The 21,817-nt window shown below is 66.1% G+C and carries 18 protein-coding genes and 1 pseudogene; 13 read left to right on the top strand and 6 right to left on the bottom strand.

The window, feature by feature from the left end; genetic code table 11:
- Window positions 1-74: 74 nt before the first annotated feature.
- The 4 genes from QF819_05785 (at window position 75) to nadA (ending at window position 7,807) form a co-directional block, all read left to right on the top strand.
- On the top strand, window positions 75-2,210 hold the full coding sequence (locus QF819_05785) for a glycoside hydrolase family 9 protein (protein ID MDP6802673.1): 2,136 nt from the start codon (window positions 75-77) through the stop codon (window positions 2,208-2,210).
- Between the two features lie 214 nt (window positions 2,211-2,424).
- The gene (locus QF819_05780) at window positions 2,425-4,980 is read left to right on the top strand and encodes a hypothetical protein (GenBank protein MDP6802672.1); all 2,556 of its coding nucleotides are present in this window, start codon (window positions 2,425-2,427) and stop codon (window positions 4,978-4,980) included.
- Between the two features lie 16 nt (window positions 4,981-4,996).
- On the top strand, window positions 4,997-6,367 hold the full coding sequence (locus QF819_05775) for a sulfatase (protein MDP6802671.1): 1,371 nt from the start codon (window positions 4,997-4,999) through the stop codon (window positions 6,365-6,367).
- Window positions 6,368-6,460: 93 nt separating this feature from the next.
- Window positions 6,461-7,807, top strand: a complete 1,347-nt coding sequence (gene nadA / locus QF819_05770) for a quinolinate synthase NadA (protein ID MDP6802670.1) — start codon at window positions 6,461-6,463, stop codon at window positions 7,805-7,807.
- A 9-nt stretch (window positions 7,808-7,816) separates the two neighbouring features.
- Here nadA and QF819_05765 read toward each other — a convergent pair whose 3' ends face one another.
- Both QF819_05765 and QF819_05760 read right to left on the bottom strand, forming a co-directional pair.
- Window positions 7,817-8,017, bottom strand: coding sequence for a cold-shock protein (locus tag QF819_05765; GenBank protein MDP6802669.1), 201 nt, complete (start codon window positions 8,015-8,017; stop codon window positions 7,817-7,819).
- 257 nt (window positions 8,018-8,274) lie between these two features.
- Window positions 8,275-10,146: an endonuclease/exonuclease/phosphatase family protein gene (locus QF819_05760; protein MDP6802668.1), complete on the bottom strand. Its 1,872-nt coding sequence runs from the start codon at window positions 10,144-10,146 to the stop codon at window positions 8,275-8,277.
- 161 nt (window positions 10,147-10,307) lie between these two features.
- Here QF819_05760 and QF819_05755 point away from each other — a divergent pair, with 161 nt between their 5' ends.
- The 8 genes and pseudogenes from QF819_05755 to QF819_05720 all read left to right on the top strand — a co-directional run bounded on the left by QF819_05755 (window position 10,308) and on the right by QF819_05720 (window position 18,136).
- Window positions 10,308-11,243, top strand: coding sequence for a metalloregulator ArsR/SmtB family transcription factor (locus tag QF819_05755; GenBank protein ID MDP6802667.1), 936 nt, complete (start codon window positions 10,308-10,310; stop codon window positions 11,241-11,243).
- 65 nt (window positions 11,244-11,308) lie between these two features.
- Window positions 11,309-12,613 carry an adenosylhomocysteinase gene (ahcY, locus tag QF819_05750; GenBank protein MDP6802666.1) on the top strand — a complete coding sequence of 435 codons (1,305 nt, stop codon included), beginning with the start codon at window positions 11,309-11,311 and terminating at the stop codon, window positions 12,611-12,613.
- 23 nt (window positions 12,614-12,636) lie between these two features.
- Window positions 12,637-13,548, top strand: coding sequence for an NAD-dependent epimerase/dehydratase family protein (locus tag QF819_05745; protein MDP6802665.1), 912 nt, complete (start codon window positions 12,637-12,639; stop codon window positions 13,546-13,548).
- On the top strand, window positions 13,541-14,002 hold the full coding sequence (locus QF819_05740) for a hypothetical protein (GenBank protein ID MDP6802664.1): 462 nt from the start codon (window positions 13,541-13,543) through the stop codon (window positions 14,000-14,002). The genes QF819_05745 and QF819_05740 overlap by 8 nt, the downstream gene beginning before the upstream one ends.
- Window positions 13,999-15,630, top strand: coding sequence for a GMC oxidoreductase (locus tag QF819_05735; protein ID MDP6802663.1), 1,632 nt, complete (start codon window positions 13,999-14,001; stop codon window positions 15,628-15,630). Before QF819_05740 ends, QF819_05735 begins: the two co-directional genes overlap by 4 nt.
- Before the next feature lie 98 nt (window positions 15,631-15,728).
- Window positions 15,729-16,601 (top strand): DUF6345 domain-containing protein, encoded by an 873-nt coding sequence (locus QF819_05730; GenBank protein ID MDP6802662.1) that lies wholly within the window; start codon window positions 15,729-15,731, stop codon window positions 16,599-16,601.
- 923 nt (window positions 16,602-17,524) lie between these two features.
- A pseudogene (locus tag QF819_05725) lies at window positions 17,525-17,698 on the top strand (thrombospondin type 3 repeat-containing protein).
- Entirely contained in the window at window positions 17,699-18,136 is a 438-nt protein-coding gene (locus tag QF819_05720) for a FlgD immunoglobulin-like domain containing protein (GenBank protein MDP6802661.1), read from the top strand.
- Here the strand turns inward: QF819_05720 and QF819_05715 are convergent.
- Together QF819_05715 and QF819_05710 are read right to left on the bottom strand one after the other, a co-directional pair.
- Window positions 18,133-18,999, bottom strand: a complete 867-nt coding sequence (locus tag QF819_05715) for a hypothetical protein (GenBank protein MDP6802660.1) — start codon at window positions 18,997-18,999, stop codon at window positions 18,133-18,135. The two genes, QF819_05720 and QF819_05715, sit on opposite strands and share 4 nt — an antisense overlap.
- Window positions 18,996-19,310, bottom strand: coding sequence for a FlgD immunoglobulin-like domain containing protein (locus QF819_05710; GenBank protein ID MDP6802659.1), 315 nt, complete (start codon window positions 19,308-19,310; stop codon window positions 18,996-18,998). The genes QF819_05715 and QF819_05710 overlap by 4 nt, the downstream gene beginning before the upstream one ends.
- Window positions 19,311-19,418: 108 nt before the next feature.
- On the opposite strand from QF819_05710, the gene QF819_05705 reads away from it, so the two are divergent.
- A complete protein-coding gene (locus QF819_05705) occupies window positions 19,419-19,529 on the top strand; it encodes a helix-turn-helix domain-containing protein (GenBank protein MDP6802658.1) in 111 nt (36 codons plus the stop codon).
- Window positions 19,530-19,553: 24 nt separating this feature from the next.
- On the opposite strand, the gene QF819_05700 is transcribed toward QF819_05705, so the two are convergent.
- Together QF819_05700 and QF819_05695 are read right to left on the bottom strand one after the other, a co-directional pair.
- Entirely contained in the window at window positions 19,554-20,633 is a 1,080-nt protein-coding gene (locus QF819_05700; protein ID MDP6802657.1) for a glycosyltransferase, read from the bottom strand.
- Complete coding sequence (locus QF819_05695) at window positions 20,630-21,766, bottom strand: glycosyltransferase (GenBank protein MDP6802656.1); 1,137 nt, start codon at window positions 21,764-21,766, stop codon at window positions 20,630-20,632. Before QF819_05695 ends, QF819_05700 begins: the two co-directional genes overlap by 4 nt.
- Window positions 21,767-21,817 lie beyond the last annotated feature (51 nt).

Raw genomic sequence — 21,817 nt, 5'->3', positions numbered from 1 at the left:
GACGGGGTTCGGGGCAAGACGGCTCCCCGGACCCCGGTCTTCACCAGACGGCGTTTTCTGCCGATGCCCAGGGCATGAGACGATCCGGACGAAACCCCTCGTTTGTGGCGCTTCTTGCCGTGTTCTGCGCGGTGATCCCTGCGGCCACTCCCCGATGCACGCACGCGGGCCAGGGGCCTGTGCACCTGAACCAGTTCGGCTTCCTGACCGAAGGGCGCAAGTGGGCCGCCGTTCCGGTCTCCGGCGATGGGTTCGAAGTGCGGCGGCATGCGAGCCATGAGGTGGTCTTCTCCGGCCCGCTTCAGCTTCGAAGGGCCGCGGACCCCGCGAGTGGACAGGATGTCTGGGAGGCGGACTTCTCCGCGCTGACGGAGGGGGGCTGGTACTACCTTCGCGTTCCGCGTGTCGGGGACTCTCCTCCCTTCCTGATCTCCGATGACATTTACGACCGGCTGTTTCGGATTGCCGTTCAGGGCCTCTACTACCAGCGGTGCGGTACGGCCATCGGCCCGATCTACGGCGGGCAATGGCAGCATGACGAGTGCCACGCCGCGGGTCCTTCGGCCGCATCGTATCACTGGAGCACGACGAGCTCGAACCCGGCCGGATTTGTCGACACGCGCGGCGGCTGGCACGATGCGGGGAACTACGGCAAGTACTCCACGAACAACGGATACGCGGTGGGGATCCTGCTTCAGGCGTATGAGCAGTATCCGTCGCTGTACCGGCACGACGACTGCGGCATTCCCGAAAGCGGCAACGGCATTCCCGACATTCTCGATGAGGCGCGGTGGTCGCTGGAATGGATGCTTCGGATGCAGGGAATCGACGGGTCGGTTCGGCACCGCGAATCCGTGGCGGGGTACACGGGAGAAGCGGTTCCGCACCTCGACGAAGAGCATCGTTACCACACCGCCATCTCCAGCGACGCCACGGCCATCCACTGCGCGGCCATGGCGCTGGCGGCGCGCGTCTATCGGGTTCAGGATCGCGACTTCGCCGCAGCGTGCAGTACGAGCGCGGCCTCCGCATGGGGATGGCTTCTCACGCATGAGGATCGCGTTCCTGTCGGAGGGTTTGCGAATCGCTTCGGGCACGAGGGGGCGGAGTACATTCTCGGCAGCGAGACGGAGCGCCGGTTCTGGGCCGCGGCGGAGATCTTCCGGCTTACGCGGTGGAGTGCCGCACGAGAAGCGGTGGACGAGTGGTGGACCTCCGGGGGCGTCGATCGCGTCATCTACCCGGATTCGTGGGCGGCTGTCGCCAACCTCGGTGCGTTCAGTTACCACGATGCTCCCGGCGCGGACCCGGATGTGGTCGGCGGATCGTGGGGCGGTATCGAACAGACGACGCGGTTCAATGCAGAGGTCTGGACGAACCGGTCGCTTCAGGACGGTTACGGCTGCGTCGCGAAGGCCTCTCCCGGATACGGCGACTACTACTGGGGATTCACAGGCGTGGTGCTTCGCTATGCATGGGCGCAGATTCAGGCCTGGCGATACACGGGGAACGAAAGCCACCGGGAGGCCGCGTCCGACCAGCTTCACTACATTCTGGGGCGAAACCCGATGGGCAAGTGCTACATGACGGGCGTCGGGACGCGCCCGGTGCTGCACGCCCATGGTGCGTGGAACTTCGCGGCAGGGTATGTGGCGGTAGACGATGAAGACTGCGCTCCCGTTCCCGGGCAACTGGTCGGCGGGCCGAATCAGGCCGACAACTGGCATATCTCCTCGTACCCGGGTCGATGCTATCAGGACATCGCCGATCCGGCGTACGCGAACCGCGGGAACTACACGCTGAACGAACCGGCGGTGAACCTGCAGACGGCGTTGATTGCGCTGGTCGGATTCCTGAGTTCGGGCAATCAGGCACCCGGGCTCCTTCCCCCGTCCGAAGAGGAAGAGGTGGATCGCAGGTGGCGGGAGGAACCGGTTCGCGTGACGCGGGCATTTCCGAACCCGGGTCGAGGGGCGATCACCGTTCAGTACCTTCTCCCGTCGCCGTCACCCACGCGGCTGAGCGTGCATGATGTTCACGGGCGCGAGGTGAAGACACTGGTTCACAGCGTTCAGGATCCGGGCCCGCACAACGCCGTCTGGAGCGTGCCGTCGATTGCGTCCGGCGGGCCGCCTCCGGGCGTGTACTACCTTAGGCTGTCGTCGGACGGGCAGGTGAGTGGCGCGCGCGTCGTCCTGACGGGACCGTAGGAAAGGAACCCCCGTTCCGGCGAGGCACGGCCGCAGGGGCCGAACGGGCGGTATGCACCCTGTCGCGCTCCCCGGCCCGGCCGCGTTTTCTCCAGTTCACGCACCGGTAGGATGGCCACTCTATCCATGGTAGAATCAGACCCTGCGTGCTGCCGGCCTCGTGATCCGGTGGGCGCACCCCCCCGTACCCGCAACCCGCACGAGGTCCGCACTCATGAGAGCATCCGCATTCCGAGTCTCGCTCATCGCCGTCTTCGTCGCCGCCATGACGGTGGCGTCCTCTTCCTCCGGCGTGGAAGCCGCTCCGAATCCCGGAGAGGCCGCAGTCGTTGATGAAGCCGCCGGGGACCTGACCTCCTCGATTGCGCGGATGGACGCCTTCTTCGCGCGGAATCCTGAACTGGCGGGACAGTCCGGGACCGGCTGGAAGCCGTACAACCGGCTGAAGTGGTTCCGCGAAGGACGGGTGGGGCCGGACGGGACCATTCCTGCCGGAGCACGCTGGCGTGCCGGAGCGGAGCGTAGGGCGCGGGAGTCTCTGGAGACCGGGACGCCGCGTGCCGGGTGGTTCAATCGCGGGCCGACCAACTTCTCCGGGAGGATGCTGGACATCGAGTTCGACCCGAACGACACGGATGTTGTGTACGCGGGTGCCGCGGGCGGGGGTCTGTGGAAGAGCATGGACGGCGCGGTTTCCTGGACGCCCATCACCGACCATCTGCCGACGCTGGCCGTGAATGCGGTCTGTGTTCTTCCGTGGGATTCGAACACGGTCCTGATTGGAACGGGTGAGGGAACGCTGAACGCCTACCGGATCGGGGGCGTGGGGATTCTCAAGTCGACCGATGCCGGAGCCACCTGGGGCACGACGGCACTGTCCTATCCCGTGTCCGACGGCCACGGGTTCCACATCATGGAAGCGAACGCCGTCACCGGGACGATTCTCGCGGGTGCGACGGACGGGTTGTGGCGTTCCACCGACGACGGTGAGACCTGGACGGATGTAAAAACGGGCGGTCACTGGTTTGATGTGAAGTGGAAGCCGGGGGATCCGTCGACGGTGTATGCCGTCAAGGGCGACGATGATGTCGGGAACGGCGTGAAGATCTCGACCGATGACGGACTCACCTGGGCGAAGGCGGGAACGGGACAGCCCTCGGCGTGGCTTCTCGGGAAGACGAAGATCGCGGTCACCCCCGCCAACCCGGAGTGGATCTACGCGGGGTATGCGGGACGGACTTACTCGGACCCGACGCTCGTGGGGATCTACCTCAGCACGGATGGCGGCGGGTCGTGGTCTCTTCAGGCGGACAGCCCGAACTTCTACTCGCAGCAGGGCTGGTACAACAACACGATCGTCGTGGACCCGAACGATGAGACCCGCGTCTTTGTCGGCGGCGTGAGCCTGTACCGGTCGCAGAACTCCGGCGTGAGCTGGGGAACGGTGGGCGGCGGGGCCGTACATGTGGACCATCATGCGGCGGTTTATCGGCCCGGGACCGACGCGAACCTCTTTGTCGGATCCGACGGCGGTGTCTGGGAGTCCGTCAATGACGGCCAGAACTGGATAGACCGCAACACGGGGCTCGTGACTTATCAGTTCTACGACATCTGTGTCTCCCAGTTCGACGCCGCCTTCATGGGGGGCGGGACGCAGGACAACGGAACGGATCGCTGGTTCGGGTCCACCGTCTGGCAGAACGGTCTCTTCGCGGACGGGATGGTCTGCAACATCAATCCGGCGAACTCGACCATCTACGCGGAGATCCAGAACGGCGTTCACTACAAGAGCTTCGACGGCGGGGACGACTGGACGCCGATCAACAACGGGATCGACGAAGAGGGACGCTGGGTGACCCCGGTGGCGCAGGACCAGAACGCGGGCAACCACCTCTACACCGCGACCGTGGCGCGGACCTACCGGACCACGAACGGTGGGAGCTGGTGGGATGCCGTCGGAGACTTCAGCCCGGTCTGGATCGATATCAGCCGCGTGGACGGGAATGTCGTCTGGACGGTGGCGGGCACCGGCGTCATCTACAGCACGAACGACGGGTTGAGCTGGAACTCAGCCGCCGACTATGGCTTCGACACGGGGTCGGGCCTTCGCATTCACGCACACCCGACCGATGTGAATACGGCGTTCGTCACATTCTCCTCTTATGCGGATGTGGCGCACATGGCCATGACAACCGACCTGGGCGCTTCGTGGATCGACATCACCGGAGATCTTCCGCCGCAGCCCGTGAATGTCATCCTCGTGGATCCCCAGCAGACCGACCGCTGGTTCATCGGCACCGACACGGGAGTCTGGGCGAGTACGGACGGAGGATCGGCTTGGATTCCGTTTGACGAGGGGCTTCCCAATACGGTCGTGATGGACTTGGAGATCCAGGAGTCGGACCGCAAGCTCGTGGCCGGGACATTCGGCCGGGGCGCATGGGAAGTGGACATTGCCGCGCCTCTTTCCACGGGTGCGGGCGTGGCGCTTCCGGGTGCCCCCGCCGGGCTCATGCTGGACGCGCCGAGGCCGAATCCCGTGACGCATGAGGCTTTGTTCCGCTACGCGTCGAAGAGGGATGACGGGGTCGTGCTCGACATTTACGATGTCGCCGGGCGACTCGTGAACCGACTGGCGGAGCATCCGCGCGGGGACGGGATCATCCGCCATGCTGTCTGGATGGCCGACGATGTGCCGAACGGTGTGTATTTCGCGGTCCTTCGATCCGGCGGTGTGCAGATGTCCCGGAAGGTGACGGTCACCCGGTAACCCGGGAGGCATGAGCTTGCGACCGCGACGGACTGGCCGAACGCCCGGGGTCCTCGCGGTCGCGCTGCTTCTGCTTGTCGGCGGTGCCTGTTCGCGGAAGCCGAGTCCCGGTGTCGTGCTGATCACGGTGGACACGCTGCGCGCCTCGCATCTGGGGTGCTACGGTTCCGCAAGGCCGACTTCTCCCGCCATGGACGCGCTGGCTGCATCGGGCGTCACCTTTCGTGACACCTTCGCCCCTCGCGCGCAGACATGGCCCACCCTTGCGACGGTTCTGACTTCGCTTCATCCCGTGACGCACGGCGTTCGCCGGAACGGACAGGCGCTGGAGGACGGCGCTCAGACAATCGCCGAGGTTCTGGCGAAGCGCGGGTACGACTGTGCATCGTTCCTGTCGAACAGCGGGAAGGCGGAGTGGCCCGGTTTCTCCGTGTCGTTCGACATGCGCGATCAGGATGCATCGCTGGCCACGCAGGCGGCGGGGTGGCTTCGCGCCCGGCAGGGAGGCAACTTCTTCCTCTGGATCCACCTCTTCGGCCCGCACCGGCCCTTCCAGCCGCCGGTTCCTCTGACCCCGCTCTTCGATCGTGGCTATGACGGTCCCATTGACGGCAGCATCGAGCAAATGGATCGCATCACCGCCGAGCGCCGCGAACTGCCGGAGACCGACCTGCATCACCTGATTGCGCGGTACGATGCCGAGATCGTGGCCGTGGATCGACTGATCGGACGGCTGCTGGAGACGCTTCAGGAGACCGGACTCGACGACAACACGCTCGTCGTTCTGGCTTCCGATCACGGAGAGGACCTCTATCAGCGGAACTTCTACATCAACCATTCCGCGTCGATCTATGACTCCTCCCTGCGCATTCCGCTCATGCTGCGCTGGCCGGGGAAGGTGCCCGCGGGGAGGATCGCGCCCGGGATTGTGGAGGCGCTCGATATCGCCCCGACCGTGCTGGACTACCTGGGCATCTCCGCGCCGGACGCATGGGAGGGGGTGAGCCTTCGCGGGCTTGCCGAGGGTTCCCCCGGTGCACGCGGGAAGGCCGCGGCCTTTTCGGAACTGGAGAACCGGGTGCTTTCGGTGCGAACGGAGTCGCATCGGTTTGTGTCAAATCCGTCGGGGTTCGCGTATCGGGTGGGCCGGACGGAGCCGCCTGCGTGGATCCGTTTCGGGGAGCGGGAGCTGTTTCTGATCGAGGAGGATCCGGAGGAACTGGTGAATCACGCCGGCGAACTCCCGGAGATGGAAGACGAACTGGAAGCGCGGCTTCGCGTCTGGTGTGCCGATCACGACTGGGAGGAGCGCGCGCGAACCCATGAGACGCGCCATGTGCCGGAGGAGATCCGCCGGTCGCTGGAGGCGATCGGATATGTGCAGTAGCCTCTTCCGGTCGAGAGCGACGCGGAGTACGCTTGCCTGCGCGGACGCGGCGAAGGGCGCGGCGTTGCTTCACCCGAAGGTCGGATGGGTTTCATGAACGACACTTCCCCGGCGGAAACGCCTTCGAACCCCAGCGGCATCCGTATCATCCCCGATATGCCGATCTGTCAGCAGGACTTCCCGCTGGATCGGTATCAGGATGAGTTCCGCCCGTACGCGGAAGAGTACCTGGCGCTTCCGGATCGAACGCCGGAGAGCGTTCTCCCCTGGATGGACGGGTACATCCGTCCCGCGCTGGAACACTTCGGTCCGGAGATGGTGCTTCTTGCGCACTACTACATGGGCGGGGAGATCGTGAAACTCGTGGAGCGATACGGGGGGCACATTGCGGATTCGTATGAACTGGCGCTCCAGACCCGGCGATCTCCGGAGACGCGGATCTTCGTCGAGTCCGCCGTTCACTTCATGGCGGAGTCGATCGCGATTCTCGCCGGTCCCGATCAGCAGGTATGGATCACCAACCCGCGCTCAGGCTGCACCATGGAGATGCTGGCGAAGGAGCACATGGTCGAACCGGTCTATACCGACCTGCGCGAACGCTTCGGCGACGATCTTCTCGTGGTCGCGTACATGAACACTTCCGGGCGCGTGAAGGCGCTGGCCGGAGAGACGGGCGGTTCTGTCTGCACCAGCTCCAACGCGCGGGATGTGGTTTTGTGGGCGCTGGGCGAAGGGAAGCGAATCCTGTTCGTCCCGGATCGGCATCTGGGAGAGGTCGCGGCGGGATGGGCCGGGATTTCTCGGGAGGATCTCTTCGTGTGGGAACCTGCCGGAGAAGGGCGCTTCCCCCGGGTTGATGAACTGACCCCCGCGGACCGGAAGCGGCTGGATGGCGCGCGCATGATCTTGTGGGGGAGTCATTGCGGCGTGCACACGGTCTTTACCACCGAGCAGGTGGAGTACTGGCGCGTCCGGGGGCATCGGGTGCTCGTACACCCCGAGTGCCCGCGGGCCGTCGTGGACGCGGCGGATGGCGCGGGCTCCACCAAGTACCTCTGGCGGGAGATTCTGAACGCGCCCGCCGGTTCGTGCCTCGCGGTCGCGACCGAGGGGCACTTCGTCAGAAACGCGCGGGAGCAGGCCGCGCTGCGTGGAGTGGAAGTGGTCCACATGGCGGACATTCCCGGGCGCCCGGGGGCGATGGAGTGCGGATGCGCGACGATGTCACGCAACGACCCGCCGCATCTTGTCGGCATTCTGGATCTGCTCCGTCGCGGATGCCCGCCGGACATCAACCGTGTACTGCCCGGAGATTCCGTCGACGAAGTGACGGGCACAAGAGACCGCCTGCCGGAGGAAGAACGGACGCGCATCGTTCGCGACGCGCGCGCCGCTCTGGAGCGGATGATCTCCGTGGTGAACGCCGCCGCCCGGGGGTGACCTGCCGGGCTAGACCTTGATCACATTCTCCGCGTGGAGTCCCCGGCCCTTCGCTTTCACCTCAAAGTGAACCTGGTCCCCTTCGTTCAGCGTGCGGAATCCATCGGCTCTGATGGCGGTGAAGTGAACATAGACATCACGCCCCGATTCTCTTGAGATAAAGCCGAATCCCATGGAGTCGTTGAACCACTTCACGGTGCCTTCGTGCATCAAACGATCACCTCCTGACTCTGGCCCACGAAGAAACGCCCCGGAGAACGGTTCTCTCCACGGCGTCTGTGAACGAAATCCGGACGGACCGGGACTCTCCGGAAAACGGACCGGGGAGGCCGGCCCGAAGATCTTCCGGGGAGAGAGCGCAGCGGGAAACCCGCGAATGGGGGGCTGAGTCCGTCCATCGGGGTCATCGTAGGGCAGGGTGCGCGAACGGTCAAGGTCGGGGGGGGGAGCGTCGATTTCCCCGGAAATCAGCGAATACGGGCCTCTACAGGCCGGTGGTCGGAGCCGACGGCCGGCCCGACACGCGCTTCCACGCACTTCAGCTCTCCACGCAACAGGATGGCGTCGATGCGCTGGTGCGGGTCACTTGCGGGCCAGGTAGCCCCGGACTCACCTTCGGAGGTATCCAATGCGTGCGTCCAGCCCGCTTCGCGCAGGATCCGCATGGAGTCCCACGCCGGTTCCGCGTTGAAGTCGCCGAGCAGAATCCCGGTCTCCTGCGAGAGTTGCCCGGCCAGGTGGCGCGCTGCCCGCACGCGGACGGCCTCGTCGGCGGGGCTGTCCGGATGGTGGAAGTGAGTCGCGTGCAGGAGGAACCCGCCGATGCGTCCCCCCGCATCGAAGCGGGCAGTCGTCCAGCCTCGCTTCACCAGGAGGTCAGCCGGGGGAAGCGGATGCGTGGTCGACTCCATGATGGGGAGTCGCGAGAAGATGGCGTTCCCCCAGTCCGCCCCTTCCGACGGGCCATGGACTCCATGAAACCCGAGTTCGCCGAAGATCAGTTCGAAGAGGTCCGCGGAGCCGTTTGTCAGCCACCCTCGGCTCACTTCCTGAAGAGCGATCACATCGGGGGAGGCGTCGCGCAGGTAGGCGACCATCCGGTCCAGCGCGAACCGCCCGTGCTCGTCGAAGCCGTTGTGTAGATTCAGCGTGATGATGCGAAGTTCGCCCGGAGCGGCATCTGCCGGAAGAGGCGGCGGCGGGGCGGGACGGCGCAGGCTCCGGGCTGCCGGGAGAAGCGCCGCGGCCGCGAGGACCATCGCGACCACGGGCGCGCGCCGGAAGAGGCGGGCGGGATCCGGGCGGGCGGGCCGGCGAACGGCAGCGGTGGCCAGAGCCGCCGCGGCGAATGCATGGACGGCGGCGCGTCCGAAGGGGAGGGGGAGCTGGTAGCCGCCGTAGGCCGCGAAGACCAGGGCGGCGAGGAGCGCAAACCCGGTTCCGAAGGCCACGCCGGAGGCGATCCCCGGGCGGGACGCGCCGAGACGAAGCGCAAGGAACGCCGCGGCGATCTGCCCCGCGAGAAGGAGCGGGATGGCGGGCAGGGAGCCGGACTCCGCCGCCCATGCGAGCGCGGCAAGGAGAAGCCCGGCGGCAAGCGTGGTGGCGAGTGACCCCCGGCGAACCCGACATACCGCTCCCGCCACCACGATGGCCAGTGCCGCGCCGAGTACCACAACGGTGCCCGCGGCGGGGGTGGAGAGCCCCGTTCTTGCCGAGAGCCGCGCGACATTCGAAAGCCACTCCAATGAGAGGAAAAAGAGCGGTCCCCATCCCAGATCCGCCAGACCTGTGGTGCGCTCGGCGAAGGACGAGGCGGGAGACTGCGCGGGTCTCTTTCGCCGGGGGCACAGCGCCGTGACTCCGGTGGCCAGTGCCACGGAGACCGCCGCGGCGGCCGCCCACCCGCCCGACGCATGAAGGGGGCGCGTTCCCGCGGCGGCGTGCAGGGCGGCGTCGAGGCCGATCCCCGCCAGGACCCCCAGCGCCACATCCCGCGCGGGGATGGCACGGCGAAGCGCGGCGAGAAGCGCGAGAAAGGCGGCAACCCCGGCTGCGGCAATCCCCGCTGAAGCGACGGGATCCACCGCCCGGATCTGGAAGAGGAGCCGGAGCGCCACCAGAGACAGCGCTGCCGGAGCCACACACGCACTCCCCCGGCGCATGGCCGGCCAGAGCGGGAAGGCCATTCCCAGCGTCCCCAGCCCGATGAGTCCGAGCACCGGCGCGGGCCAGCCGAAGCGGTCTCCCAGCCCAAAAACGAGCAGCGGGAAGAGCCCCCGGAGCATCTGCAGGCCAAGGACGACGCCGAGCGCGGTCAGGAAGTGATTGCGAGTCATGAAGTGGCGCCTGCACGCCCTGGAGTCGGGCGGACGCGTCTCCAACCCCAATCAACGCAACACCGGGAGGGGGTTGCGCGGAGGGTGAAACGCGTGCTAAAGTGATTCATCGACATATAGCGATATATCTCCCGCTCCCGCTCCCGCCCCGGAGGCGTTTCGTGGAAGAAATCCTGCGCGCCTCCAAGGCGGTCGCCGATCGAAACCGGATTCGCATTCTCCGGATCCTGACGGACGGCCCCTTTCATGTGGCGGAGCTTACCGGAATCCTGGGTCTCGGTCAGTCGTCGGTTTCCCGGCACCTTCGCATACTGAAGGATGCCGGGCTGGTCACGGTTCGGAGGGCCGGGACATGGGCGTTCTACTCCTCCGCACCCGCCGGGGAGGATTCGCACGCGTCCCGGCTGCTCGGGTGCCTGCGCGAGGAGTTCGCCGGGGCGGACTCGCCCGACCTCCCCGCGGTGGAGCGTGCTCTCGCGGAGCGTCGCCGGGAGACCTCGGCGTTCTTCCGCGAGATCGCCCCGGAGTACGAGGAGCGGCGCGCCGCCGCGTTTGACCCCACGGCTCACATGGACGCCCTGGTGGAAGTCGTGGGGCGCGCGGAGACGCTCGTGGACCTGGGGACGGGCACCGGGCTTGCGCTTCGGGATCTCGCGCGGGTGTCGGCTCGCCTCATTGGGGTGGACGAGTCGGCGGAGATGCTGGGGATCGCCCGGCGGCGGATCGACGCGCGGGAACTCCCCGAGGTGGACCTTCGGCTGGGTGCGCTGGAGCACCTGCCGCTGTCCGACGGCGAGGCCGATGTCATGGTCGCCAACCTTGTCCTGCAACACATCGCCGATGTGAGAGGCGTGTTGCCGGAGATCCGGCGTGGCCTGGCCGCCGAGGGGCGGCTGGTGATCGCGGACCTTGCCGAACACGGCGACGAGGACCTCCGCGAAACCCTCGGCGCCCGCTGGCCCGGATTCTCGCCGCCGCAGCTTGTGTCCTGGCTGCGGGAAGCGGGCTTCACGCGGGTGACGCACCGGCTTGTATCGACGGATTCGCGGAGTCTCGCGGGTCCGGATGTTGTCTTGATGGAAGCGATGAAACCCTGACCTCAACCCTTCGCGCTTGCCCGGACGGGCTTCGCGGAGGACCATTCCACGGAAGGAGATCTTTCTTGAACACGACGACGAAACCCGGATACAAGGTTCTCGACATCACGCTGGCCGACTGGGGCCGGCGGGAGATGACGCTGGCCGAGCAGGAAATGCCCGGGCTGATGGCGCTTCGCGGGAAGTTCGGCAAGGAGAAGCCGCTGGCCGGTGCACGGATCGCCGGGTGTCTTCACATGACGATCCAGACGGCGGTGCTCATCGAAACGCTCCGCGAACTCGGCGCCGAAGTACAGTGGTCGAGCTGCAACATCTTCTCCACGCAGGACCATGCCGCGGCGGCCATCGCCGTCACCGGCGTGCCCGTCTACGCATGGAAGGGCGAGACGGAAGAGGAGTACGACTGGTGCATCGAACAGACGCTGGTTTTCCCGGACGGGCAGCCGCTCAACATGATTCTCGACGACGGGGGGGACCTCACCAAGCTCGTCCATGACAAGTACCCGGACTACTTCCAGGGAATCCGCGGGATTACCGAGGAAACGACGACGGGCGTTCGGCGGCTCTACCAGATGCACGAGTCGGGAGAGCTGTCCGCCCCGGCGATCAATGTGAACGACTCCGTCACGAAGTCCAAGTTCGACAACCTCTACGGATGCCGCGAATCTCTTGCGGACGGGATCAAGCGTGCGACGGACATCATGATCGCGGGGAAGGTCGTGGTGGTCGCGGGTTACGGAGATGTCGGGAAGGGATGCGCGCACGCCATGCGGAGCCTCGGTGCGCGCGTGCTCGTCACGGAAGTGGACCCGATCATCGCGTTGCAGGCGGCCATGGAGGGCTACGAAGTCACGACCATGGACGAGGCCTGTACCGTGGGCGACATCTTCGTCACGGCGACCGGGTGCTGCGATGTCGTGACGGGTGAGCACATGAGTCGGATGAAGAACGACTCGATCGTCTGCAACATCGGGCACTTCGATTCGGAAATCGAAGCGTCCTGGCTTCAGAAGAACGCCGAACGCGAAGAGGTGAAGCCGCAGGTCGACCGATGGAAGCTCCCGTCCGGGAACCACATTCTGCTGCTCGCGGAGGGACGGCTGGTGAATCTGGGCTGTGCGACCGGGCATCCGTCGTTCGTGATGTCGAACTCGTTCACGAATCAGGTGCTGGCACAGATAGAGTTGTGGGCGAAGCGCTCGGACTATGAAGTGGGCGTGTTCATGCTGCCGAAGCACCTCGACGAGGAAGTCGCCAGGCTTCATCTGGGCAAGCTCGGCGTGAAGCTCACGCAACTCACGCCCGAGCAGGCCGACTACCTCGGGATTCCGGTGGAAGGGCCGTACAAGCCGGAGTTTTATCGGTACTGACCGGAGGGAATGGTGAGCCCGGCATGAGGGAAGACGGCGCACGCGCCCCGCTGTTTGTGACGGGCGGTACGGGATTTGTCGGACGCGCGTTCCTCGCTCGCGTTGCGGGCGGGGGGCGTCGCGTGTCGTGCCTGTGTCGCGGGGCGGGGCCTCTTCCGGATGGGGACGGCGTGCGTCGTGTGTCCGGGGATCTCCTGAACCCGGAGCGGTATGCCGCCGCACTGGAAGAGGCCGAGGTGGTCGTGCACTGTGCGGCGCTCACCGGAAAGGCGTCCTCCGCAGAGCACTTTCGCGCCAATGCGGACGGCACGCGTGCGCTGGTAGATGCGTGCGTGCGCGCGGGAGGGAAACGCTTCCTCCATGTCAGCACGATCGCCGCCGCCTATCCGGGTGTTCGGCATTACCCTTACGCGCTCTCCAAGGCGGAAGCGGAGCGAATCGTCGCGGCCAGCGGCCTTGCTCACACGATCGTGCGGCCTACGGTGGTGCTGGGTGCCGGGTCCACCATCGGCCGTTCGCTGGCGCGCGCTGTTCGCGCTCCGGTGGTTCCGCTCTTTGGAGACTCCCGCGTGCAGCCGGTGCATGTGCACGATGTCGCCGAAGTGCTGGCCGGGATCGTCGAAGGGGACCGATTCGACGGAGAAGTTCTGGACGCGGGCGGCCCGGAGGCGGTGCCGTGGCCGGAGCTTCTTGCGCGGATCGGGAAAGCGGTGTGCGGGCGTTCTCCCCGCTTGCTGCGCGTTCCCGGCCGCGCGGCGGTCGCGGTTCTCGGCGCGATCGAATCGGTCACGGGGCCGGTGCTTCCCGTGACGGCCGCGCAGATCTATGCGTTCCTGTGCGATGGCTCCGCTCGGGCGGACTTTCCCGGCCCTCGCGAAGGGCGTGCCTGGAGGAGTCTGGATGCCATGATTCAGGAGATGGATGCCGATGGATGAGGTTCGTTCGCCCCGGAGGATTCTGGAGGACGAAGGCCGGACGCTGGGTCGGTACATCCTCGGCGAGGGCCCCGCCATGTTCATTCTGGAGAAGTATGTGCAGGCGCACGCGGCAGGGGTGGTGGAGCCTCCCGGCGGGGCGGACTCCTTCGATCGTCTTGTGGTCGAAGTGGCGCAGGGCGGTCACGGACTGACGCGCTTCGCCGACTCCTACTGTGCGCTCTTCCGTCGCGGCGGGTTGCTTCGCCGGAAACTGTCGCTTCTTGTCGCGCTCCTGGAGAGTGTCGCCCCGACGGACGCCGCCGTGGACCGCGTCACCGCGCCGGGTCGCACGCGCACGTTTCTGGATGCGGCATTTCGCGCGGCGGCTTTCGCGGTGCTTGCGGCGTTCTCCATCCCGGTATTCGGCCCGGCGCACCTGGCGCTGCGACGCAGGAGTGGAGGGCGCGCATGACGAAGCGCGCGACCGTCGTCGGTTCCGGCGCGAGCGGCGTGCACTTTGCCCGAACGCTCCTGGATCGCGGGTGGGAAGTGGAGATGTTCGATGTCGGGCGGGACGGACCCGCGCCCCCCAACCCGGACGACACCTTCCCGGCCCTGAAGCGGAACCTGACCGATCCGGTCAGGCATCTTCTCGGTGAGCACTTCGAAGGATTGACGCTGCCGGGCGGCGAGAAGGAGTACTACGGATTCCCTCCCGGGAAGGAGTATGTGTTCGAACGCGAGGAGTCCTTCGAGTTCAGGGCCGCGGGGTTTGAGCCGCTGATCTCCTTCGCGCGCGGTGGGCTGGCTCAGGCGTGGACTGCCGGGGCGTTTCCATTTGGCGCGGCCGATCTGGAGGAGTTTCCGCTTTCGTCCGATGATCTGCTCTCCCGGTACGGGGAGATTGCGGCCCGCATCGGCGTGACGGGAGTCGAGGACGATCTCGCTCCCTGGATGCCCGTCCATGCGAACCTGGGCACTCCGGGCGACCTGGACGAGCACTCCCGGGTGCTGCTGGATCGTGCGCGGGATCGCCGCGAGCCTCTCCGGAGCAAGCACCGCTGCCGCGTGGGGCGGTCGCGCGTGGCGGTTCTCCTGGAGGACCGCGACGGTCGTGGCGCGTGCGGCTATCTGGGTCGGTGCCTGCCGGGGTGTCCGGTGGGAGCGCTCTACACACCCGGCCACACGCTGGAGGAGTGCCTGCGTCATCCGGGCTTCCGTTACCGGAGCGGTCGCTATGTCTCTCGCTTCCGGACCGACGGAGGCCGTCGCGTCCTGGGGGTTGTGTCGAGGCCAGCCGGTGGCGGCGCGGAGGAGGAGACTCCGGTCGAAGTTCTGGTTCTGGCGGCGGGCACTCTCTCGACGGGCCGTATCGTCATGGAGTCGATTCGCCGGGACACGGGCCGGAGCGTGCGTCTGCCCGGACTCATGGACAACCGCCAGATTCTCGTGCCGTTTGTGAATCCGGCAATGGCCGGTCGGCCGGTCGATCCGGCTACTTATCAGTACCATCAGGTGCTGCTCGGCATCGACGGGGACTCCGCGGCCGATTCCATCCACGGGATTGTGACGACTCTCAAGGCGACGATGATCCACCCCATTGTTCAGAACCTTCCGCTCGACATGGCGTCGGCGCTTCGCGTGTTCGGGAACCTGCACGCCGCGCTGGGCCTTGTGAATGTCAATCTCTCCGACCACCGGCGGGACGATTGCCACCTGTCGCTGGAGGACGGGGCGCCGGGCGAGGACGCGCGGCTTGTCATTCGTTACGAACCGCCACGCGGGGAGCCCGGGCGAATCCGCCGGGCGGTGCGGCGCGTGCGTGGTGCGCTGCGGGAGTTGGGGTGCTTCGCGGTGCCGGGAATGGCCCACACGCGCCCCATGGGCGCCAGCGTCCATTACGCCGGGACGCTGCCGATGTCGCTTTCGCCCGCGCCGCTCACCACCTCCCCGGAAGGGCGCAGCCACGACTGGGAGAACCTCTATGCGGTCGACGGTTCCGTATTTCCGTTTCTTCCGTCAAAGAACCTCACCTTCACCCTGATGGCGAACGCGACGCGCGTCGCGGACCGGATGGCGGACGCACGAAGTGAGGCTTGATGACTTCCGACCGGTCGTTTCTGGTGGATGTGTCTAGCCAACAGTGATATCCTGATGCGGTCGCTTTCCGTTTCCCTGTCTCCCTCCGGAGAAGAGGCATGACTCGCTCCCTCGTTTTCGCGATCGCTCTCCCGACACTTCTGCCGGTCCTCGCCCTTGCGGCGGGCGCTCCCTCCTCTTCCGAAAAGGAAGCGCTTGTTCTCGTTGTGACGAAGTGGAACTCCAGCTGCTCGGGCAGCACTCGTTCCTCATGGGACAACATGGCGGACGCCTGGTACGACGACTTCACCGATTCTGGATCGACACCGGGTGGACACAGTTCCAAGGCATGGTCCCGGGACGGTTTCTACAAGAACGGCACCATTGTCGACAGCCAGTTCACCGACGACGACATCGTCAGTTGGGGTGACGATGATTCCAACGACAATGTGGACGATGTCGATGCGCTGATGGTCGCCCTGCACGGCTCGCACAACGGTGGCGCTCCGGGCGAATGGCGGGGAAGCGTGCGCGTGGACGAATCGGGAAGCGGGAACTGCGGCGCATGGCAGGCGCACATGGAGCTGGGCGACCACGATCTGGAATTCCTGCACCTGTCGTCCTGCCACAGCATGTGCGACCTCAATGAAGGGTATTCAAACTGGATGAATGCCTACAACGAACTGCATCAGGTGAACGGGTTCTACGGGCTCATGTGGATCAGCACGCTCTTCAACGGTCGCTACAGCGGGTTTTCCGACGACGCCTTCGACATCTCGATCGCGGAGTCCTGGGCCGACAATCAGTACAGCGGCGGGTTCTGGACCTGGGGTTACGATCACTGCCCGGTTTCGCTGGTCGCCGGGAACAGCTCCAGCAACGCGTCGTCCCGTGTCAGCAACGAGGAGTACGACTATGTCTACTCCGATCCGGGATCTACTTACTTCTGCTATATCTCCATCTCCGGTTGTGACCCGAAAGCGCACCCTTGATGACAACCGGGAGTTCTATCATGCGGAGAAGTGGCGTGAGATTCGTGATGGCGCGGGCTTGTCGCGTACTGTTGGCCGGGGCTCTTCTTGTTGCGGCGGCTCCCGGGGTGATGGCGGACGAGGCCCCGCCCGAGCAGGATCTTCCGCGCAACCTCACCCTTCAGGATTACAAGAACCAGATCGAGTCCACGCTTCCCGCCTACAGTTCCGGGATGCTCGACGTCCAGCCCGGCCCCGACTGGCTCGCAAGCGTCGATGTCCAGCAGGTAGCGCTGGCGGTGAATGATCTTCCCGCGCCCGGGGACATCGTGACGGAAGGGCTGCTCACCGAGGCGCACGACGCCGGAGACACCAAGTTCGTCAAGATCGACCGCGGCATCGGGCGCGTTCGATGGGCCAACAAGACCCGCCGCTTCGACTTCGACACCTCGCCGCATTCCGCAGTGGATCAGGGGGTTGCGCAGCAGGTGGTACTTGGAGTCTGCGATGCGCTCGGTATTCCCGCAGCGGAGCGCGCGGGTGTCTCCGTCGCGACGGTGATCGGGACTCCCGTGGGTCCGGGCGGCGAGGAGCCGAGCCACGACCGGGAACAGCTGGTGACCGTGGTGCGGACCGCAAACGGATTCCCGGTGTTTGAATCCCATGTGCGAGTGGCGGTTTCCAACCTGGCGACACCTGCGCGGCTTCTCGTTGTCTGGCCGCGCTTTGAGGTGCCCGCCGGGCTCAGTCTTCTCCCACGGGCAAGTGTGGTGGACGCCATCGCGAACAGGGTCTGGGAAGCGGAGTTTGGCGCGGAGGTGGAAATGGGCATCCGGATCGCCTACGCACCCGTGGGGAAACGCTTCCTGCCGGCGGCGGTCGTGGCGTTCTCGGATCCGCGCTCCGGGGAAGTGCTGGTCGTGCCACTGGTCGATCTACCCGGGGACTGGGATCTCGACGGGAAGCCGGACGCCGAAGACAACTGTCCCGAGCGGCCCAACCCGTGGCAGGAGGACCGTGACGACGACGGCGCCGGTGATCCGTGCGACAACTGTCCTGACATCTACAATCCGAGCCAGATCGACAGCGATGGAGACGGATTCGGGGATGCCTGTGACATGGCCGAAGGAGCCTGCATCCTGCTCGACCTCACTTGCGAAGTCCTGACGGCGGCCATCTGCGCCGCGGACAGCGGGACTTATCAAGGAGATGGCAGCCTGTGCGGTGCCGGAACAGGCATCGGCCCGCTGCCCGATGGCTCTGCGGTCACGCCGCTCTCTCTGAGCGTTCACCCGAACCCGGCGGTGGGTCTCAGCGCAGGCGTTCAGTTCACGCTCGGCGAGGACTCGATCGGGCTCGTTCGCGTGGATGTGTATGACATCCACGGACGCGTTGTACGGAACCTCACCGAAGAGGTCTTCGAGCGGACGGGGACTCATCGCGTTGCATGGGACGGTCAGGACGCGCAAGGCACACAGGTTGCGGGCGGAGTTTACTTTATCCGTGTGCGGACGATCTCCGGATCGGCCATGGAGAAGGTCACGATCCTCCGCTAGTTCGCCTCCGGGTCGGCTTCTTGCTCGCCGACCTCCGTGTTGGTGGCATCGTCGGCTTCCGTCGCTTCGCCTGCGTCTGTCGGGTCGGTCGCTTCGCCTGCCTCCGTCGGGTCTTCCTCCGGGACTTCCGGTGCGCGCTCCGGCAGAAGGAGCCATGCGCCTGCCGGGACCGTGACTCCATCCACATGGCCGGACGCGTTCGGCTTCTTCATGACGACATGCAGGTGTGTGTTGGTAGTGTGGTGCGTGAAGACGCCGTGATGGCGGGTGGAGTGGAAGCCGAGGAGCGTAGCGTGGGTCACATCGAGTGAGTCGCGCACGGCGGTGGCCATGTGCTCCTCGTGGGACGACGCGCCGGGCGGCAGCCGATCTCCGACGATGACATGCCAGTCGAGGTCACGCACGAACCCGCCCACCATGAACGGGAACGCGGACGAAGTGTCCACGCCCGCGACAAGAGCACTCCTCAGAATCCAAGCGTCCAGTTCCTCAAACGGCACATCCTGCCCGACCGAGTGACGCGTCCATCCGTCCACTCTTGCCGCGACGAGCGCGGCCGCACCCGCCTCGCTGGTTCGCATTCGCTCTGTGACGACCGTGCCGTCCTCATCGGTCCGCGAGAGCCAGATCTCGTCATCCACGATGGTGACCTCTCCCTCCAGGTCCGCCAGTGCGCCGAGGGCATAGGTGTGCGGTCCGGGGGTGATCTCGTCCAGGCGCACGCGGGCGTCGAGGCGGCCTTCGCGTACGACTTCGCGAAGAGAACCGTAGGTCGTCGCGCCGGTGGCGGAGGGTGCGTCCGCCGCGAAGGCGGTCCCCGCGAAGAGGACCGCCGAAGCGAGCAGTATGCGAAGGGGGATCATCGGAGGATCGTCACCTTTCCGGTGGCGGACCCGGCGGCGTGCCGGACCCGGCAGAGGTACACTCCGGCGGGAACGGAGTGGCCGCTTGCGTCCAGACCGTCCCACGGAACGGCATGCCGTCCGGAACCGCCGGGTGCGCCGGACAGGACGCGAACCACTCTTCCCGCCACATCGTGGACGGTGATCTCGGCGTGGCCCTCTCCGGACGCCGCCGGGATCGAATAGTCGAACACAGTACCCGACCCGGCCGGGTTGGGGAAGGCGGAGAGCGCGAGGGTGGACGCACTTGTCGCGCTCCACCCGGCGTCCACGACGGGGATCTCCCCGGAGCGATCCGGGATCCGGCGGCGGAGCCGGCCTCTGCCCCGGGAAGCGGAAGGGAGACCGGCCGCCGCCACGACTCCGCCGACCTTCTTCGGATGATGGAGCGCTACGGCGGCAATCGGGAACGGGTGGCGCAGGCGCTCGGGATCAGTCGCACGACCCTCTGGCGTCGGCTGAAGGAGAGCAAGGAGCCGCGGGACGGCTAGAGTGCCCGTCCGCGCAAGGCGAATCTAGAGAATACCGTCCAGGATTCGGAGTACCGCCGCGGCACTTTCTCTGGTGGAGTGGGCCTCCACGGTGGTCCGGGCGGCTGCGCCCATGCTGTCGCGAAGGTTGGCATCCGCGAGCATTCGGGAAAGTGCGTCCGCCAGTTGCGCGGCGTCGCCGGGTTCCACCAGGAGCCCGTTTTCGCCGTGGTGGACGACTTCCGGCACGCCCCCGACAGGCGTAGCGATCACCGCGCGGCCGGAGGCCATGGCCTCCAACAGCGAGATCGGCAGTCCCTCGCTGTACGACGGGAGCAGGAAGAGATCGCATCCCATGATCCAGGACGCGACCGCATCGTGCGACATGGATCCGTGGAACCGGAGAAGATCCGCGACGCCGTGTTCCGCCGCCGCTTCCGTCCAGCGAGCTTCCGGCGGAGTCCCCACCACATGGACCAGGAGTCCGGGGGGGAGGGTGTCGCGAATCCTGGAGAGCGCGTCCAGAAGCACCAGCCCGCCCTTCCGCTCGAACTTCAGCGCAACCATCAACGCCTGCGGCCCATCGGTCGACAGCCCCACCTTCTCCCTTGCCGCCGCCTTCTTTCCGGGAGTGAACTTGTCCGTGTTCACTCCCATGTGAATCGCGCGGACCTTCTCGGGGGGGATGTCGTAGCCGCTGATGATGTCGGCCTTGAGTTCTTCGCTGACCGCCACGATGGCCGCGGCACGCCGGAGAGTCCAGCCGGTGAGGAAGCGAAGCACGCGGGCGCGCTGCGGCATGTGGTAGATGTCTCCGCGATGCGAAGTGACGATGACCGGCGTTCGCCGGAGGGTGGCCGCCAGCAGCGCGATGGTGCCGGTCGGGAAGATGTAGTGCGCGTGAATGGCATCGTATCGAGTTCGGAAGACGGCGCGAACCGTCTTCGCAAAGAGCCGGAGGTACTTGCAGAGGATATCCCGCGGGCTTTTCCCCTCTCCGGTGTCTCCGATCACATCCACATCGGTTCCGAGAGCCCGGAGTGCCGCGACCTGCTCCTTCACAAAGGTGCCGCCGTATGGTTTGCGCGGGGACGGGAAGGTGTTGGAGACGACGAGCAGTTTCATGAACGGTCCTCTTCCTGGTTCCCGCCGACGATGCGCCGGAAGTAATCGGCATAGTCGTTCACGGTTCGGTCGAGCGTGAAGTGATCCTCGACGCGTTGCCTTCCCGCCGCGCCCATGCGCGCCGCTTGTGCGGGATCTTCGAGTACGCGCACGAAGGCGGCGGCGAGCGCTTCCGGATCTCCCGGGGGGACGATCCAGCCGGTCTCCCCGTCGACCACAAGATCGCGCACGCTTCCGACCTCCGTATTCACCGTCGGAATGCCGCACGCCATTCCTTCGGTCGTGGAGATGGGAAGCGTTTCCCGAAACGGGTGCGAGGACAGCGCCAGGAGATCCAGTCGAGGCAGGAATGTGGGAAGATCCCGGCGGCGGCCCAGCAGTTTGACAGAGTCGGTGAGCGATTCCTCCCGGATCAGCGTCGCGATGCGTTCTCTTTCGGGACCATCCCCCAGGATGTAAAAGCGCGCTTCGGGAACCGCGTTCAGTGTGAGTCTTGCCGCTCGGACGAAGACATCGTGCGCCTTTTCGGGGGTGAGCGACGCGACAATCCCCACGGCCTTCTCACCGGGAGCGGGGCCGTCCGCAATCGGCGGAAGACCGGCGCGGTCCAGCGGGCGGAACTTCCTGTGGTCCACGCCATTGAAAATCACATGGAGATTGTCCGGGCAGATGCCTTCTTCGCGGACGAGATACTCCTTCTGCACGCCCGCGCAGGCGATCACTCCGTTCAGCCGGCGGAGGATCCAGCGCACATCGGGGCTGAACATATGGTCGTGACCCCATCTGCCGGTCGCGTGAATGGCGGAGACATGCGCCCGACCCGGGGAGAGGGCCGCCAGAACGCGATCCACCAGCAGTGCGTTCCGGCCGGGCTCGCTGAAGATCAGTCGGCTCCGGTCGCCGCGCAACGCACGGAGGATTCGCCACAGAGCGAACACATCAAACTTGTGGCGCAGGAACCCCGCGTCCACCGGGCACCCGGCGGCTTCGAGTTCGTCGGCGAGGCTTCCCCTTCTCTTCAGGCACACCATCCGGAAGCGAAACCCGCGCGGCGTGAGTTGGCGCACAAGGTCCAGCGTGAGCTGCTGAAACCCGCCAGTTGAGAAGGAGTTGACGATGAAGAGGATGTCCATGGGCGTCCCGGCCGAAGGCCCTCATTAGCGAATCCGCGCGACGATAAACGC

The sequence above is a fragment of the Gemmatimonadota bacterium genome (assembly GCA_030747075.1).
Lineage (GTDB): Bacteria > ARS69 > ARS69 > ARS69 > ARS69 > ARS69.
The sequence above is the reverse complement of the archived record's forward strand: the minus strand, read 5'-3'. Positions and strand labels throughout refer to the sequence as shown.

Coding starts and splice junctions, on each gene's coding strand:
- QF819_05745 (MDP6802665.1), top strand. CDS start 12,637: ATGAGGGAAGACGGCGCACGCGCCCCGCTGTTTGTGACGGGCGGTACG.
- QF819_05700 (MDP6802657.1), bottom strand. CDS start 20,633: ATGAAACTGCTCGTCGTCTCCAACACCTTCCCGTCCCCGCGCAAACCA.
- QF819_05780 (MDP6802672.1), top strand. CDS start 2,425: ATGAGAGCATCCGCATTCCGAGTCTCGCTCATCGCCGTCTTCGTCGCC.
- QF819_05720 (MDP6802661.1), top strand. CDS start 17,699: ATGGCCGAAGGAGCCTGCATCCTGCTCGACCTCACTTGCGAAGTCCTG.
- nadA (MDP6802670.1), top strand. CDS start 6,461: ATGAACGACACTTCCCCGGCGGAAACGCCTTCGAACCCCAGCGGCATC.
- QF819_05735 (MDP6802663.1), top strand. CDS start 13,999: ATGACGAAGCGCGCGACCGTCGTCGGTTCCGGCGCGAGCGGCGTGCAC.
- QF819_05695 (MDP6802656.1), bottom strand. CDS start 21,766: ATGGACATCCTCTTCATCGTCAACTCCTTCTCAACTGGCGGGTTTCAG.
- QF819_05765 (MDP6802669.1), bottom strand. CDS start 8,017: ATGCACGAAGGCACCGTGAAGTGGTTCAACGACTCCATGGGATTCGGC.
- QF819_05785 (MDP6802673.1), top strand. CDS start 75: ATGAGACGATCCGGACGAAACCCCTCGTTTGTGGCGCTTCTTGCCGTG.
- QF819_05730 (MDP6802662.1), top strand. CDS start 15,729: ATGACTCGCTCCCTCGTTTTCGCGATCGCTCTCCCGACACTTCTGCCG.
- QF819_05740 (MDP6802664.1), top strand. CDS start 13,541: ATGGATGAGGTTCGTTCGCCCCGGAGGATTCTGGAGGACGAAGGCCGG.
- QF819_05705 (MDP6802658.1), top strand. CDS start 19,419: ATGATGGAGCGCTACGGCGGCAATCGGGAACGGGTGGCGCAGGCGCTC.
- QF819_05760 (MDP6802668.1), bottom strand. CDS start 10,146: ATGACTCGCAATCACTTCCTGACCGCGCTCGGCGTCGTCCTTGGCCTG.
- QF819_05715 (MDP6802660.1), bottom strand. CDS start 18,999: ATGATCCCCCTTCGCATACTGCTCGCTTCGGCGGTCCTCTTCGCGGGG.